This window comes from Jannaschia halovivens, from assembly GCF_046452375.1.
In the GTDB taxonomy this organism is placed as follows: domain Bacteria; phylum Pseudomonadota; class Alphaproteobacteria; order Rhodobacterales; family Rhodobacteraceae; genus Jannaschia; species Jannaschia halovivens.
Genome location: NZ_JBKFDJ010000001.1, coordinates 2362582 through 2375790, shown reverse-complemented (window position 1 = coordinate 2375790; position 13209 = coordinate 2362582). Strand labels below are relative to the sequence as shown.

Annotated in this window: 15 protein-coding genes; 11 read left to right on the top strand and 4 right to left on the bottom strand. The window is 68.1% G+C overall.

Translation table 11 applies throughout. The features are described 5' to 3' along the window. The first annotated feature begins 81 nt into the window (after positions 1 to 81). From ACK8OR_RS12055 to ACK8OR_RS12015, 9 genes are all read left to right on the top strand, one after another. On the top strand, positions 82 to 1260 hold the full coding sequence (locus tag ACK8OR_RS12055) for an amidohydrolase (protein WP_410189629.1): 1179 nt from the start codon (positions 82 to 84) through the stop codon (positions 1258 to 1260). A gap of 87 nt (positions 1261 to 1347) precedes the next feature. Beyond that, a complete protein-coding gene (locus ACK8OR_RS12050; RefSeq protein ID WP_410189628.1) occupies positions 1348 to 2097 on the top strand; it encodes a succinate dehydrogenase/fumarate reductase iron-sulfur subunit in 750 nt (249 codons plus the stop codon). Continuing rightward, a complete protein-coding gene (locus ACK8OR_RS12045) occupies positions 2084 to 2416 on the top strand; it encodes a succinate dehydrogenase (protein WP_410189627.1) in 333 nt (110 codons plus the stop codon). Before ACK8OR_RS12050 ends, ACK8OR_RS12045 begins: the two co-directional genes overlap by 14 nt. After that, positions 2413 to 2748, top strand: a complete 336-nt coding sequence (gene sdhC, locus ACK8OR_RS12040) for a succinate dehydrogenase, cytochrome b556 subunit (RefSeq protein ID WP_410189626.1) — start codon at positions 2413 to 2415, stop codon at positions 2746 to 2748. The genes ACK8OR_RS12045 and sdhC overlap by 4 nt, the downstream gene beginning before the upstream one ends. A 3-nt stretch (positions 2749 to 2751) precedes the next feature. Then, positions 2752 to 4506 (top strand): L-aspartate oxidase, encoded by a 1755-nt coding sequence (locus tag ACK8OR_RS12035; protein ID WP_410189625.1) that lies wholly within the window; start codon positions 2752 to 2754, stop codon positions 4504 to 4506. Beyond that, the gene (locus ACK8OR_RS12030) at positions 4503 to 5549 is read left to right on the top strand and encodes an NAD(P)/FAD-dependent oxidoreductase (RefSeq protein ID WP_410189624.1); all 1047 of its coding nucleotides are present in this window, start codon (positions 4503 to 4505) and stop codon (positions 5547 to 5549) included. The genes ACK8OR_RS12035 and ACK8OR_RS12030 overlap by 4 nt, the downstream gene beginning before the upstream one ends. Before the next feature lie 3 nt (positions 5550 to 5552). Next, positions 5553 to 6524 (top strand): fumarate hydratase, encoded by a 972-nt coding sequence (locus ACK8OR_RS12025; RefSeq protein WP_410189623.1) that lies wholly within the window; start codon positions 5553 to 5555, stop codon positions 6522 to 6524. Then, positions 6521 to 7618 carry a CaiB/BaiF CoA transferase family protein gene (locus ACK8OR_RS12020; RefSeq protein WP_410189622.1) on the top strand — a complete coding sequence of 366 codons (1098 nt, stop codon included), beginning with the start codon at positions 6521 to 6523 and terminating at the stop codon, positions 7616 to 7618. Before ACK8OR_RS12025 ends, ACK8OR_RS12020 begins: the two co-directional genes overlap by 4 nt. Next, a complete protein-coding gene (locus ACK8OR_RS12015; protein ID WP_410189621.1) occupies positions 7615 to 8283 on the top strand; it encodes a fumarate hydratase C-terminal domain-containing protein in 669 nt (222 codons plus the stop codon). Before ACK8OR_RS12020 ends, ACK8OR_RS12015 begins: the two co-directional genes overlap by 4 nt. Position 8284: 1 nt before the next feature. Here the strand turns inward: ACK8OR_RS12015 and dnaQ are convergent, their stop codons facing one another. Genes dnaQ through ACK8OR_RS11995 form a run of 4 tightly spaced genes read right to left on the bottom strand, consistent with a single transcriptional unit; the run spans position 8285 to position 10921 of the window. Next, positions 8285 to 8965, bottom strand: coding sequence for a DNA polymerase III subunit epsilon (gene dnaQ / locus ACK8OR_RS12010; RefSeq protein WP_410189620.1), 681 nt, complete (start codon positions 8963 to 8965; stop codon positions 8285 to 8287). Continuing rightward, a complete protein-coding gene (coaE, locus tag ACK8OR_RS12005) occupies positions 8962 to 9531 on the bottom strand; it encodes a dephospho-CoA kinase (protein ID WP_410189619.1) in 570 nt (189 codons plus the stop codon). Before coaE ends, dnaQ begins: the two co-directional genes overlap by 4 nt. After that, positions 9528 to 10343 (bottom strand): shikimate dehydrogenase, encoded by an 816-nt coding sequence (locus ACK8OR_RS12000; RefSeq protein ID WP_410189618.1) that lies wholly within the window; start codon positions 10341 to 10343, stop codon positions 9528 to 9530. Before ACK8OR_RS12000 ends, coaE begins: the two co-directional genes overlap by 4 nt. Next, a complete protein-coding gene (locus ACK8OR_RS11995) occupies positions 10340 to 10921 on the bottom strand; it encodes a Maf family protein (protein WP_410189617.1) in 582 nt (193 codons plus the stop codon). Before ACK8OR_RS11995 ends, ACK8OR_RS12000 begins: the two co-directional genes overlap by 4 nt. A gap of 396 nt (positions 10922 to 11317) precedes the next feature. On the opposite strand from ACK8OR_RS11995, the gene ACK8OR_RS11990 reads away from it, so the two are divergent. Both ACK8OR_RS11990 and rho read left to right on the top strand, forming a co-directional pair. Then, the gene (locus ACK8OR_RS11990) at positions 11318 to 11749 is read left to right on the top strand and encodes a CopD family protein (RefSeq protein ID WP_410189616.1); all 432 of its coding nucleotides are present in this window, start codon (positions 11318 to 11320) and stop codon (positions 11747 to 11749) included. Between the two features lie 137 nt (positions 11750 to 11886). Beyond that, positions 11887 to 13203 (top strand): transcription termination factor Rho, encoded by a 1317-nt coding sequence (rho, locus tag ACK8OR_RS11985; protein WP_410189615.1) that lies wholly within the window; start codon positions 11887 to 11889, stop codon positions 13201 to 13203. Positions 13204 to 13209: the final 6 nt, after the last annotated feature.

Here is a 13209-nt window from a genome sequence, read left to right as displayed (position 1 = left end):
GCGGGGGCAAGCCCGTTCCCGACCCTTCCCTTCCGCGCGGCGTCACGGCACGCTCGGAGCCGTCCCGACCAGAGGTGTCCCATGCCCGTCCGCAACCGATTCGCCAATCTCCTGCCCGAACTCACCGCGTTCCGGCACGACCTGCACATGCATCCCGAGCTGCAATACGACGTCGAGCGCACCGCCGGGCGCGTGGTCGAGGGTCTGCGGGCCGCCGGCGTCGATGCGATCCACGAAGGCATCGGGCGCACGGGCGTCGTCGCGCTGATCCACGGGCGCGGACGATCGGCCGAGGATCCGGGGCGCGTCATCGGGCTGCGCGCCGATATGGACGCCCTTCCCATCGCCGAGGCGACGGGGGCCGCCCATGCCAGCACCATACCCGGCAAGATGCATGCCTGCGGCCATGACGGGCACACGACCATGCTGCTGGGCGCGGCGAAGCACTTGGCGGAAACGCGCGCCTTCGACGGCACCGTGGCACTGGTCTTCCAGCCCGCCGAGGAGGGGGGCGCCGGGGCCGAGGCGATGGTGCGGGACGGCCTGATCGAGCGGTTCGGCATCACCGAGATCTACGGCATGCACAACTCGCCGCTGGTGCCCATGGGGCAGTTCGCGATCCGGCCCGGTCCCTTCTATGCCGCCGTCGACAGCTTCCGCATCGACGTGCGCGGCAAGGGCGGGCATGCGGCGCGACCCAACGGTACGATCGACACGACGCTGGCCGCCTCGGCCATCGTGCTGGCGGTGCAATCCGTCGTGAGCCGCAACACCGACCCGCAGCAGCCGCTGGTGATCTCGGTCACGGCCTTCCGCACCGACAGCGAGGCGTTCAACGTCATCCCGGACGCCGCCACGCTGCGTGGCACGATCCGCAGCTTCGACGAGACGACCCGCGAGAAGGCCCTCGCCGACCTGCGCCGCGTGATCGATTCGACCGCCGCGGCCTATGGCGCCACCGCCGCCTTCCATTTCGAAGAGGAACCCTATCCCGTGATGGAGAACCACGCGACCGAGACGGGACACGCGGGGGACGCTGCGCGCGCGGTCGCGGGCGCCGTGAACATGGAGGCGCCGCGCACCACAGGCGGCGAGGACTTCGCCTACATGCTGCGCGCCTGCCCCGGCGCCTACATCCAGATCGGCAACGGTCCCTCGGCGGGGCTTCACCATCCGGAATACGATTTCAACGACGAGATCATCCCGATCGGCTGCTCCTACTGGGTCGAGCTGACGGAACAGCGCCTGCCGGTTTTGTAAGACAGCCTTACGGGTCACGTCAGGATTTGTGGCTTCCGGTTAGGTGAACGCGTCTCTAGATTGTCGGGCACGGCGTGGGAGGGCAGCGTGCGCGACACCATCGACGAGGGCGATGCGACGCTCGACGTGCGCATCTGGCGGGGTGGCCCTACGGGCGGCGGATACGAGGCCCATGCCGTGCCCGCACGCGCCAACCAGACCGTGCTCGATGTCGTGGCCTGGGTTCAGCAGAACGCCGATTCGACGCTGACCTATCGCTATGCCTGCCGGGTGGGGATGTGCGGATCCTGCGCGATGATGGTGAACGGCGTACCGCGATGGACCTGCCGGACCCATATCGACAAGGTCTCGGGCAATGGCGTGGTCGAGATCGGCCCCTTGCGGAACCTGCCCGTCCTGAAAGACCTCGCGACCGACATGGATCCGTTCTTCGACAAGTGGGTCGCCGCCGAAGCCGTTCATCACCCCAGCCGAAGCCGCGACGACGATGTCGTCCCAATCGACCCGGCCAGCGCGGCACGGGTCGAGGCGAATACCGGGATCGAATGCATCAACTGCTCGATCTGCTACGCGGCCTGCGACACGGTGGCGGGCAATGCGGACTACCTCGGGCCTGCGGCGCTGCAGAGGGCCTGGACACTCTGGAACGACGCCAAGGACGCGGGTGGGGACGCGATCCTGGATGCGGTGTCGGGCACGGGCGGCTGCCACAACTGCCACAGCCAGGGGTCCTGCGCCGTGCATTGCCCGAACGATCTGAACCCCATGCAAGCCATCGCGGGTCTCAAGCGCGAGACGATGAAACGGGCGTTGAAAGGGCGAAATGCTCAACGTTAGGCTCTATATCGCGCAGCGGGTGACGGCGCTTGTGATGGCGCCCTTCGTGCTCGTCCATCTCGGGGTGATGATCTACGCGATCCGCGGCGGCGTGACCTCGGCCGAGATCCTCGGGCGGACCCAGGGCTCCGCTGGCTGGTTCCTGTTCTACGGTGGGTTCGTCCTTGCTGTTTCGATCCACGCGGCCATCGGCCTTCGTGTGATCACACATGAGCTGGCGGGGTGGTCCGGCGCCCGGCTCGAGGCACTGATGTGGGGCGCGGGCGCGATCCTTCTGGCCCTCGGCGGTTGGTCAGTGATCGCGGTGACCTGGCCGTGAGGTATCGCAATCATCCGCTGTGGTGGGCCTATCTCGTGCATCGCGTCTCGGGGCTGGCGCTGGCGCTGTTCCTGCCCGTCCATTTCCTTGTGCTGGCGCAGGCCCTGACCGCGCCCGAACGGCTGGATCGGTTCCTCGCCCTGACCGAAAATCCGGCGGTCAAGCTGGCCGAGTTCGCGCTGGTCTTCGGGCTTGCGGTCCACATGTTCGGCGGACTGCGCCTGCTGGCGCTCGAATGGCTGCCCTGGACCCCGCGACAGAAGACGCTGGCGGCGGGGGCGACCGCGCTCTCGTTCCTCGTCTCGACCACCTTCCTGATGCAGGCGATCTGACCCATGCCCGAGATCGATCGACACGACACCGATATCCTCATCCTCGGCTCGGGCGGCGCGGGAATGTTCGCCGCGCTCCATGCGCAACAGAGTGCGCCGCCGGGCACCAAGATCACCATGGCCGTGAAGGGCCTGATCGGGAAATGCGGCTGCACCCGGATGGTGCAGGGCGGCTACAATGTCGCGCTCGGCCCCGGCGACAGCGTCGAGCGGCATTTCATGGACACAATCGAGGGCGGCAAATGGCTGCCCGATCAGGACATGGCGTGGAAGCTTTGCAAAGAGGCGGTCGTCCGCGTGCGCGAGTTGGAGAACGAGGTCGGGTGCTTCTTCGACCGGAACGGCGACGGCTCGCTGCATCACAAGGCCTTCGCGGGCCAGACCGCCGACCGCACCGTTCACAAGGGCGATCTGACGGGCATCGAGATCATCAACCGGCTGATGGAGCAGGTGCTGTCGCGCCCCATCGAGAAGCTGCAGGAGCATCGTGCCATCGGCCTGATCCCGACGGCGGACGGCGCGTCACTTGCCGGGGTGCTGATGATCGACATGCGCACCGGGCGCTTTCGGCTGGTGCGCGCGAAATGCGTGATGATGGGCACGGGCGGCGGCCCGACCATGTACAAGTACCACACGCCCTCGGGCGACAAGACGATGGACGGCCTGGCGATGGCGCTGCGCGCGGGGCTGCCCCTGCGCGACATGGAGATGGTGCAGTTCCACCCGACGGGTCTCCTGGCGGGCGACCACACCAAGATGACGGGCACCGTTCTGGAGGAAGGGCTGCGCGGCGCGGGCGGCCAGCTCATCAGTCATTCGGGCCAGCGCTTCATGTATGACTACGACCCCAAGGGCGAACGCGCGACGCGCGACGTCGTCAGCCGGGGCATCTATGCCGAGATGCGCAAGGCCAACGACCCCGAACAGGTCGGCGTCTTCATCTCGATGGCGCATCTGGGGCCGGACAAGGTGCGAGCCAAGTTCGCGGGCATGGTCAAGCGCTGCGCCGATAGCGGGTTCGACCTTGCCGGCGGCCTCGTGGAGGTGGTGCCGACCGCGCATTACTTCATGGGCGGCGTCGTTGTGGATGCCGACACGCGCACGGCGCTCCACGGCCTCTATGTCGCGGGCGAGGACGCGGGCGGTGCGCATGGCTCGAACCGGCTGGGCGGCAACGGCGTCGCCAACTCCACGGTCTATGGCGGGGTCGCGGGCGATGTGATGGGGCGCGACGTGGCGGCGATGTCCCTGCGCGATCCGGACCCCGTCGTGCTTGACGCCGAGATCGCGCGCGCGATGGCACCGCTGGCGAGGCCACCCGGTCATATCCAGAGCCTGCGCCACGCATTGCAGGAGGCGATGTGGGAGGAGGTCGGCGTCATGCGCACCGCCGGGGGGATGCGGCGCGGCGTCGACCGCGTGGCCGAACTGCGCGCGGAACTGGCCGAGACGGGCGTGGACGGCGCGAACCTCGCCTTCAACCTGACATGGCACGACTGGCTGAACATGGCGTCCCTGACCGACGTGTCGGACGTGATCGCGCGCGCGGGGTTGGCCCGCGAGAACTCGCGCGGTGCCCATTTCCGAGAGGATTTCCCCGAGGCGGGGGATCTGGACGAAAGCTACTTCACCGTCGCGCGGCGCGCGGGCGATGCGGTGGAGGTCACGCGCGAGCCGGTGCAGTTCACCATCGTGCGACCGGGCGAGACGATCCTTCCCGAAGGAGAACCGGCCACGCTGGTCGCGGCGGCGGAATGACCGGCGGCACGATCCTCGTCGTGGGCGGCGGCGTCCTCGGCTGGGCCATCGCGGGCGACCTGGCGCGTGCGGGACGGACGGTCCGGGTCGTGGCACCCGAAGGGGACGCGCGAACCGCATCGGTCGGATCGCTGGCCTGGCTCAACGCCTCGACCGCCACCGATCCGGGCTATGTGCGATTGCGCCGCGCAGCCCTGGCCGGGTGGCGCGACTGGGCCGGGGCGGGGGCGCCGGTGCGCTTCGGCGGATCGCTGTTCTGGGGCCCGGACGCGAATGCCGCGACGGCGGCCCGTCTGCGCGCGCTCGGCTGTCCCGTCGCGCGGATGGACGAGGCGGGTATCGCCGCCGTCGCGCCGGGCCTGCGCCATCCGCCCGAAACGGGCCTCTTCGTCGCGGACGAGGGCTGCGCCGACCCGACCCTCATATTGCTCTGGCTGCGCGCGCGGGCCGAGGCCGCGGGCGCCACGCATCTGCCCGGCCAGGCCGTCGCCCTCGGACAAGGCACCCTTCGTCTTGACGACGGAACGACGCTCGACGCCGACCATACCGTCGTGGCCGCGGGCGAGGGCGCGTCGGCCCTTCTTGCGACGGCGGGGCTCGATCTTCAGGTCGCGGGCAAGCCCGGCCTCCTGATCCGCACGACCCCCGGTCGCCCGGTCTCGGACGCGGTCTTCGCGACGCCGTCCTACGATTTCTGGCAGCGCGACGACGGCGCGTTCCTGATCGCGTCGAGCTTGGCCACCGGGACCGGCGATGCCGACGACCTGATCGCGGCCGAGGCGACCGCCCATGTCGCGACCCTCTTCGACCTGCCCGACCTGCGCGTTGCAGACCGGATCGCCCGCACCCGCCCGATCCCCTCGGACGGCTTGCCGCTTCTAGGGCGGTGGCCGGACCGCGACGACCTGTCGGTCGCGGTCACCCATTCCGGCCTGACCCTCGCACCCATCATCGCCGCCTGCATTGCCGCGCCGCTGACCGGGCGCGACATGCCCCGTGACATCGCCCACCTGCGCCCCGACCGCGCCCTGCAAGGAGCCTGAGCCATGATCCCCATCGACCTGATCCAGCGCACCGCCGAGACGCTGATGGACAAGGCGGCGATCGAGATCCCGGACGACTACCTGACGGGCCTTCAGGCCGCGGCGGCCGACGAGGAGGGGGACCTTTCCTCCTTCGTGCTGAAGGCGATGCTGGAAAATTACGAGGCCGCGAAGGAAGACCGCCGCGCCATGTGCGGCGATACCGGCACGCCGCGCTGGTACGTAAAGATGGCCAACGATACGACGGTCGAGGGCGGGCCGATCGCGCTGGAGGCGGCGCTCCGCCGGGCCACCGCGAACGCGACCAACGGCGTGCCGCTGCGGCCCAACCGGGTGCATCCGCTCTGGCGGACGGATCACGACAACAACGTCGGCATCGGCGCGCCCGAGATCGAATACGGGTACGAGCCGCATCGCGCAGGCGAGGGTGGCTGGATCGACCTCATCACGGTTCACAAGGGCGGACTCTTCGGGACGGATTACCGGATGCTCTTCCCGTCGGACGGCATCCAGGGGATCAAGCGGTTCTATCTCGACAGCCTCGTGGCGTTCGGCAAGCGCGGCCTCGCCTGTCAGCCGGCGATCATCGGGATCGGGCTGGGCGGCTGCAAGGACACCTGCATGGTGCTGGGCAAGCGCGCGGCCTGCCTTCGCACCGTCGGCGACCGCAACAGCGACCCGAAGATCGCCGCGCTGGAGCTGGAGCTGAAGGAGCTGGGCAATTCGATCGGCATGGGTGCGATGGGCTTTGTGGGCAAGTCGATGGTGATCGATGCCCATATTGAGGTCGGCTATTGCCACACGGGGGGCATGCAGATGTCGGTCCACGCCTTCTGCCTGTCGTCGCGCCGCGCCGTGGCGCGCATCCACGCCGATGGCCGCGTCGAGCATCGCACGGATCCCGACTGGTTCACCGACTACCAGCGGCGCGAGACCGTCGAGTGGGAGATGCCCGCACTGGAGGCAGCGGAATGACGGCGCCGCTGGACGGCGTCACGATCCTCGATTTCACCCACGTCCTCGCCGGGCCCTTTGCGACCGGGCAGCTGCGGATGATGGGCGCGCGAGTCATCCGGGTCGAGCGGCCCGATGGCGACGATTTCGTCCGGCGGCATGGCGGCTCCGACGCGATGCGGGCAGCCGGGCTGGGCGCGAGCTTCCTCAGCCAGAACGCGGGCAAGGAATCCGTCACGCTTGACCTGAAATCCGAGGAGGGACGCGCCGCCGCGCTCCGTATCGCCACGCGGGCCGACGTGCTGGTCCAGAACTTCCGGCCCGGTGTGATCGACCGCCTCGGCCTCGGATTCGAGGCCGTGCGTGCCGTAAACCCCGGGATCGTCCATGCGGGGCTTTCGGGCTTCGGCGAGGAGGGACCGCTCGCCAACCGGCCTGCCTATGACCACATCCTGCAAGGGGTGAGCGGCCTGATGGCGATGACGGGCGACGCGAACTCCGGCCCGTTGCGCGTCGGCCTTCCGATCGTCGACTACGTCGCGGGACAGGCGCTCGTCTCCGCCATTCTCGCCGCGCTCCTGCGCCGGGCGAAGCGCCCGGAGGCCCAGCGCATCCACGTCTCGATGCTCGACGCGATCACCGGGTTGATGGGGGCCTTCGCCGTGAACCACCAGACGACCGGTGCGCTGCGAGGGCTGGACGGCAACCGCGCCTTTTCCGACACGCCGTGGTCGGGGCGGTTCGACTGTGCCGAAGGACAGCTCGTCGTGACGGCGAACACCCCGGCGCAGGTCGCGCGGATGCAGGCCGCCCTGGGCACAGGCGACCCCGCCAACCTGCCGGCGATCTTCGCGACCCGCGCGGCCGCAGACTGGGACGCGATCCTGGCGGGGGCCGACGTGCCCGCCGGTCCGGTCCTGACGCTGGCGGACTGCCTCGAACATCCGCTGATGGCCTCCAGCACCGGCTGGGCCGACCTGCCCGTTCCGGAGCTGGACGAAACCGTTCGCGTGCCCACGCTGCCGATCCGCGCGGACTGGACGTCAGACCGCCTCGACCCCGCGCCGACCTTCGGCCGGGATACCGACCGCATCCTTCAGGAGTACGCCGCATGAGCCCGCGCGAGATCCGTCTGTCCACGACGCCGACGCCCGAGGCGCTGGCCGAGCTGCGCCTCGGCGACATCGTCTATCTCGACGGGCTGATGTATACGGCGCGCGAGGGCGTCTATAAGCGCGCGCTCGAGGACAAGGCCAACATTCCGATGGAGTTGCCGTCCGAAAGCGCGGCCAATTTCCACTGCTCCCCGGCCGCCCGGATCAATCCCGACGGGACGTTCGAAATGGGGGCCGTCACCGCCACGGCCTCGTTCCGCTTCGCCAAATGGCTGCCGGAATGGCTGGCGAAGTCAGGTGCAAAGCTCGTGATCGGCAAGGGCGGCATGTCGTCGAAGGACTATAGGAACTACTTCGTGCCCAATGGCGCGATCTACCTGTCGACCGTGGGCTACGGAACCGGCGCGCTTTTGGGGCGCGGTGTCGAGAACGTCGAAGCCGTGCACTGGAACGAGGAGCTGGGCCTGGCGCAGGCGATGTGGGTGATCCGGTGCAACAGGATGGGCCCGTTCATCGTCGCCTCGGACATGGAGGGGCGCTGCCTCTTCGAGCGCGAGAACGAGCGCATTTCGCAGAACCTGGACCGGGTCTACGAGGGCACGCGCCCCGCCACGCTCAAGCGCTTCGGCGAGACCGACGACAAGTCCGACGAGCTGATCGGATGAGCTAGCGCCGCCAGAGTGCGTCGTCGCCCAGCCCGTCGACGAACGCCGCGTGGCGCGCCGCCTCGGCCTCGGTCAGTCGTGGCGCCAGCGGGGTCGGTCGCGGCATCGGCGTCCACGGCCCGGAGCGCGCATCGTCGCGTCCGGCCTCGGCCGTCAGCGACATGGTTGGTTGCCGGCCCCCGATCAGTTCGAGATAGACTTCGGCCAGAAGCTCGCTGTCGAGAAGCGCGCCGTGCTTGGTCCGCGAGCCATTGTCGATCCCGAAACGGCGGCAGAGCGCATCGAGCGACGCAGGCGAGCCGGGGAATTTCGACCGCGCGATAGCCAGCGTATCGACCGCCCGATCCATGGGCAGCCGCGCCAGCCCCATCCAGTCAAGCTCGGCGTTGAGGAATTTCATGTCGAAGGCGGCGTTGTGAATCACCAGTTTGGCGTCGCCGATGAAATCCAGGAAGGCCTGCCCGACCTGCGCGAAGACCGGGTGGTCCTTGAGGAAATCGTCGCCGAGGCCGTGCACCTCGAACGCGCCCTGCGGCATGCTGCGCTCGGGGTTGATGTACTGATGATAGACCTCGCCTGTGGCGACGTGGTTGACCAGTTCGACACAGCCGATCTCGACGATGCGGTCGCCGGATTCCGGCTCGAACCCGGTGGTTTCGGTGTCGAGGACGATCTCTCTCATGTCAGCTCCGCGATGATCGTAGCCACCATATCCCGCGCCGACGCGAGGGTGGAAGTGTCGATGACGTAGTCGGCGCGCGCGCGTTTCTCGGCATCGGGCATCTGGCGGGCGAGGATCGCATCGAGCTGGGCCGCGTCCATGCCGCCACGCTCCAGCACTCGCGCGCGCTGGATCGCGGCATCGACCGAGACGACGGCGATCCGGTTACAGGCTGCGTCGAGCCCGGTCTCGAAGAGAAGCGGCACGTCGAGCACCACGAGGCCCGAACTCGCGCGCAGGAACGCCGCCCGGTCCTCGGCCACGAGCGGATGGACGATGGCGTTCAATCGATCGAGCGCGGCGGCATCGGCCGTCACGATGGCACGCAGGGCGTCGCGGTCCACGGCGCCTGCGCGGGTCGTGCCGGGAAAGGCCGCGCCGATGGCGGGCACCGCGGCGCCCCCTTCGGCATAGAGATTGTGGACCGTCGCATCGGCATCCCAGACGGGGATGCCCGCCTCGGCGAACATCGCGGCGGTGGTCGACTTGCCCATCCCGATCGAGCCGGTCAGCCCGAGGATCGTCATGCGAGGACCGCCGCCCGGAGCGCGTCGTCGACCTCGGGCCACACGCCGAACCACGCTTCGAACCCCGGAACGGCCTGGTGGAGCAGCATCCCCAGCCCATCGACCGTCGCGTGGCCGCGCGCCACCGCCCGGTCCAGAAGCTGGGTCCGAAGCGGCGCGTAGACGACGTCGGTCACGACGGCTTCGGGCGGCAGATGATCGAGCGCGAACTCGAGGGGCGGCTGGCCGGTCATCCCGAGGCTCGTTGTGTTGGCCAGAAGACCGATCCCGCCAAGCTCGTCCGGTGCGCGATCCCACGGCACGGCGCGGACATTGCCGGGGAACAGGTCCGCCAGTGCAACGGCCTTGTCCGCCGTCCGGTTCGCGACGAGCACTTCGGGGAGACCCGCCGCCAACAGCCCGGCCAAGATCCCGCGCGCGGCCCCGCCCGCCCCGAGGAGAAGCGCCGGTCGATCCATCTGCCAGTTCGGCGCGCCCTGCTGGACAGAGGCGACGAAGCCCAGCCCGTCGGTATTGTCCGCAATGATCCGCCCGTCCCGAAAGACCAGCGTGTTCGCGGCACCCGCCGCCTCGGCCCGTGCGGTCCGTTCGTCGGACAGCGCGAAGGCGGCCTCCTTGTGCGGAATGGTGACGTTGACCCCCGCAAAGCCCAGCCTCGGCAAGAGCCGAAGCGTCTCCGCAAGATCGTCCTTGCGCACATGAAGCGGCATGTACTGTCCGTCGATCCCGTACCGCGCGAGCCAATGCCCGTGCAGCCGGGGCGATCGGCTTTGGGCGATCGGATCGCCGATCACGCCGGCCAGAATGGTCATGCCGCAATCTCCCCCCGCGTCACGAGATAGCCCAGAAGCGGCAGCAGCGGCAGGCCGAGCACGGCGAAGTAGTCGCCATCGACACGGTGGAACAGGCGCGTGCCCTCACCCTCCAGCATGTAGCCGCCTGCACAATGGCGAATCTCGTCCCAGTTCCGCGCGACGTAATCGGCGAGGTAATCCGCACTCGGGGTGCGCATCGTCATCGTGACATCCGCCACGTGACGCCAGATCGGCTTGCCGTCCTCGACGATCACCGCCGCACTGTGCAGCTTGTGGCGCTTGCCGCCCATCGCGGCCAACTGGGCGATGGCCGCCTCGGGCGTCTCGGGCTTGCCGATCACCTCCCCCTCGAAGGACAGCACCTGGTCGCAGCCGAGAATCAGGCCGGGCCGCCGGACCCGCAGCGCCTTCATCTCGGCCAGGGTGTCTGCGACGTCGCGGGGCGGCGCGTCCTCGGCCCGAAGCGCGTCGCGCACCATCTCCTCGTCGACGCGGGCGGGCACGGCGTCGAACGGAACGCCGGCATTCCGCAGGAGGGTCTGCCGGATCGTGGAGGTCGAGGCGAGGACGAGCATGGGGACCGATCTGTGAGAAACCCGCGGGAGAACCCTGTCGATGGGCCAGTGGGAAACCCGGTGTCGTGGCACGCGGGGGACAACCGGGCGGGTTATCGCCGAACCCACGGAACTTTTCCAGATGGTACCGGTTGGACCGCCAGCTGTGGAGCGGTCTGACCTGTACCTCGTGCCTCAACCGCACTCCCCAGGACGTTCCACAGCGAATCCGCCAAGGCCCGTGCGTCAAGCCCCCGAGTCGTCCACAGGACGCACGCGACCGGGCCATGCCGCAGTGCAGAAACACCCGCGATGTGGATCATCGTTTAATCCCCATTATCCACGGCGCCCAACCACAACAACTTCTCTTTCTTCTTTCTTTCTTTAAGAGGGGACGGGTTCGGACGGGGGCGTGACATGGACGTGTATCTCTGGGTGAAGGCGGGGCACGTGATCTCGGTGATCGCGTGGATGGCCGGGCTCTTCTATCTGCCGCGACTATTCGTCTACCATGTCGAACGCCGCGGGGACGTCCCCGCCATGATGCCGGTCCTCGAGATCATGGAGCGTCGCCTGCTCCGGGGCATCATGAACCCCGCCATGATCGCAAGCTGGGTGTTCGGCCTCTGGATGATCGCGATGGGCGGGATCGACTGGGGGCAGGTCTGGCCCTGGGTCAAGGCGGTCTGCGTCTTGACGATGACATGGTTCCACATGTGGTGCGCCGGACAGCGCAAGATCCTCCTCGATGGAGGCGGCGCCACGGGCCGCCACTACCGTCTGATGAACGAGGTTCCGACGGTGCTCCTCCTCGTCATCGTCGTCGCGGTGATCGTCAAGCCGCTCTGAGCGCGTTGACTTGGGCGCGCGCGGGCCTTAGCTGACGTCGCAACGGCGGGCCGTCCTGGCCCATGCGCCGCTTTCCAGTTTCCAGACCGATCCGCAGGCCCAGTCCCGGCCTGCGTCGCCACATGCGAGGCCGCCCGATGCGCGACGACCACCAGACCGACGACACCCATGACGAGACCGATGGCCCGACCGGCCAACTGAACCTGCGCGACCTGAAGGCCATGGCTGCCAAGGATCTCGTGGAGATGGCCGAGGAGCTCGAGATCGAGAACGCCTCGACCATGCGCAAGGGCGAGATGATGTTCTCGATCCTGCGCGAGCGGGCGGACGAAGGGTGGGAGATTTCCGGCGAGGGCGTGCTCGAGGTGCTGCAGGACGGCTTCGGCTTCCTGCGCAACCCCGAGGCCAACTACCTGCCGGGCCCCGACGACATCTATGTCAGCACCGATGTCATCCGCGGCCACTCGCTGCGCACGGGCGACACAGTGGACGGCATCATCCAGGCGCCCGACGACAACGAGCGCTATTTCGCGATCACCAAGGTGACGAGCATCAACTTCGCCGATCCCGAGATGGCCAAGCACAAGGTCAGCTTCGACAACCTGACCCCGCTCTATCCCGACGAGCGGCTGAAGATGGAGATCGAGGATCCGACGATCAAGGATCGCTCGGCCCGGATCATCGACCTCGTCTCGCCCATCGGTAAGGGCCAGCGCGCGCTGATCGTCGCACCGCCGCGGACAGGTAAGACGGTGCTCCTGCAGAACATCGCCAAGTCCATCGAGACGAACCACCCTGAATGCTACCTCATGGTGCTTCTGATCGACGAGCGCCCCGAGGAGGTCACCGACATGCAGCGGTCGGTGAAGGGCGAGGTCATCTCCTCGACCTTCGACGAACCCGCGACTCGGCACGTTGCCGTCTCGGAGATGGTGATCGAGAAGGCCAAGCGCCTGATCGAGCACAAGCGGGACGTCGTCATCCTGCTCGATTCGATCACGCGCCTGGGCCGGGCCTTCAACACGGTCGTTCCGTCCTCGGGCAAGGTCCTGACGGGCGGTGTCGACGCCAACGCCCTGCAACGGCCCAAGCGGTTCTTCGGCGCGGCCCGGAACATCGAGGAAGGCGGCTCGCTCACGATCATCGCGACCGCGCTGATCGATACCGGCAGCCGCATGGACGAGGTGATCTTCGAGGAGTTCAAGGGCACCGGCAACTCCGAGATCGTCCTGGACCGCAAGGTGGCCGACAAGCGCGTCTTCCCGGCGATGGACATCCTCAAATCCGGCACCCGGAAAGAGGATCTGCTGGTCGATCCGAAGGACCTGCAGAAGACCTTCGTGCTGCGCCGCATTCTGAACCCGATGGGCACGACCGACGCGATCGAGTTCCTGATTGGCAAGCTCAAGCAGACGAAGACCAACTCGGATTTCTTCGACTCCATGAACTCCTGACCCCCG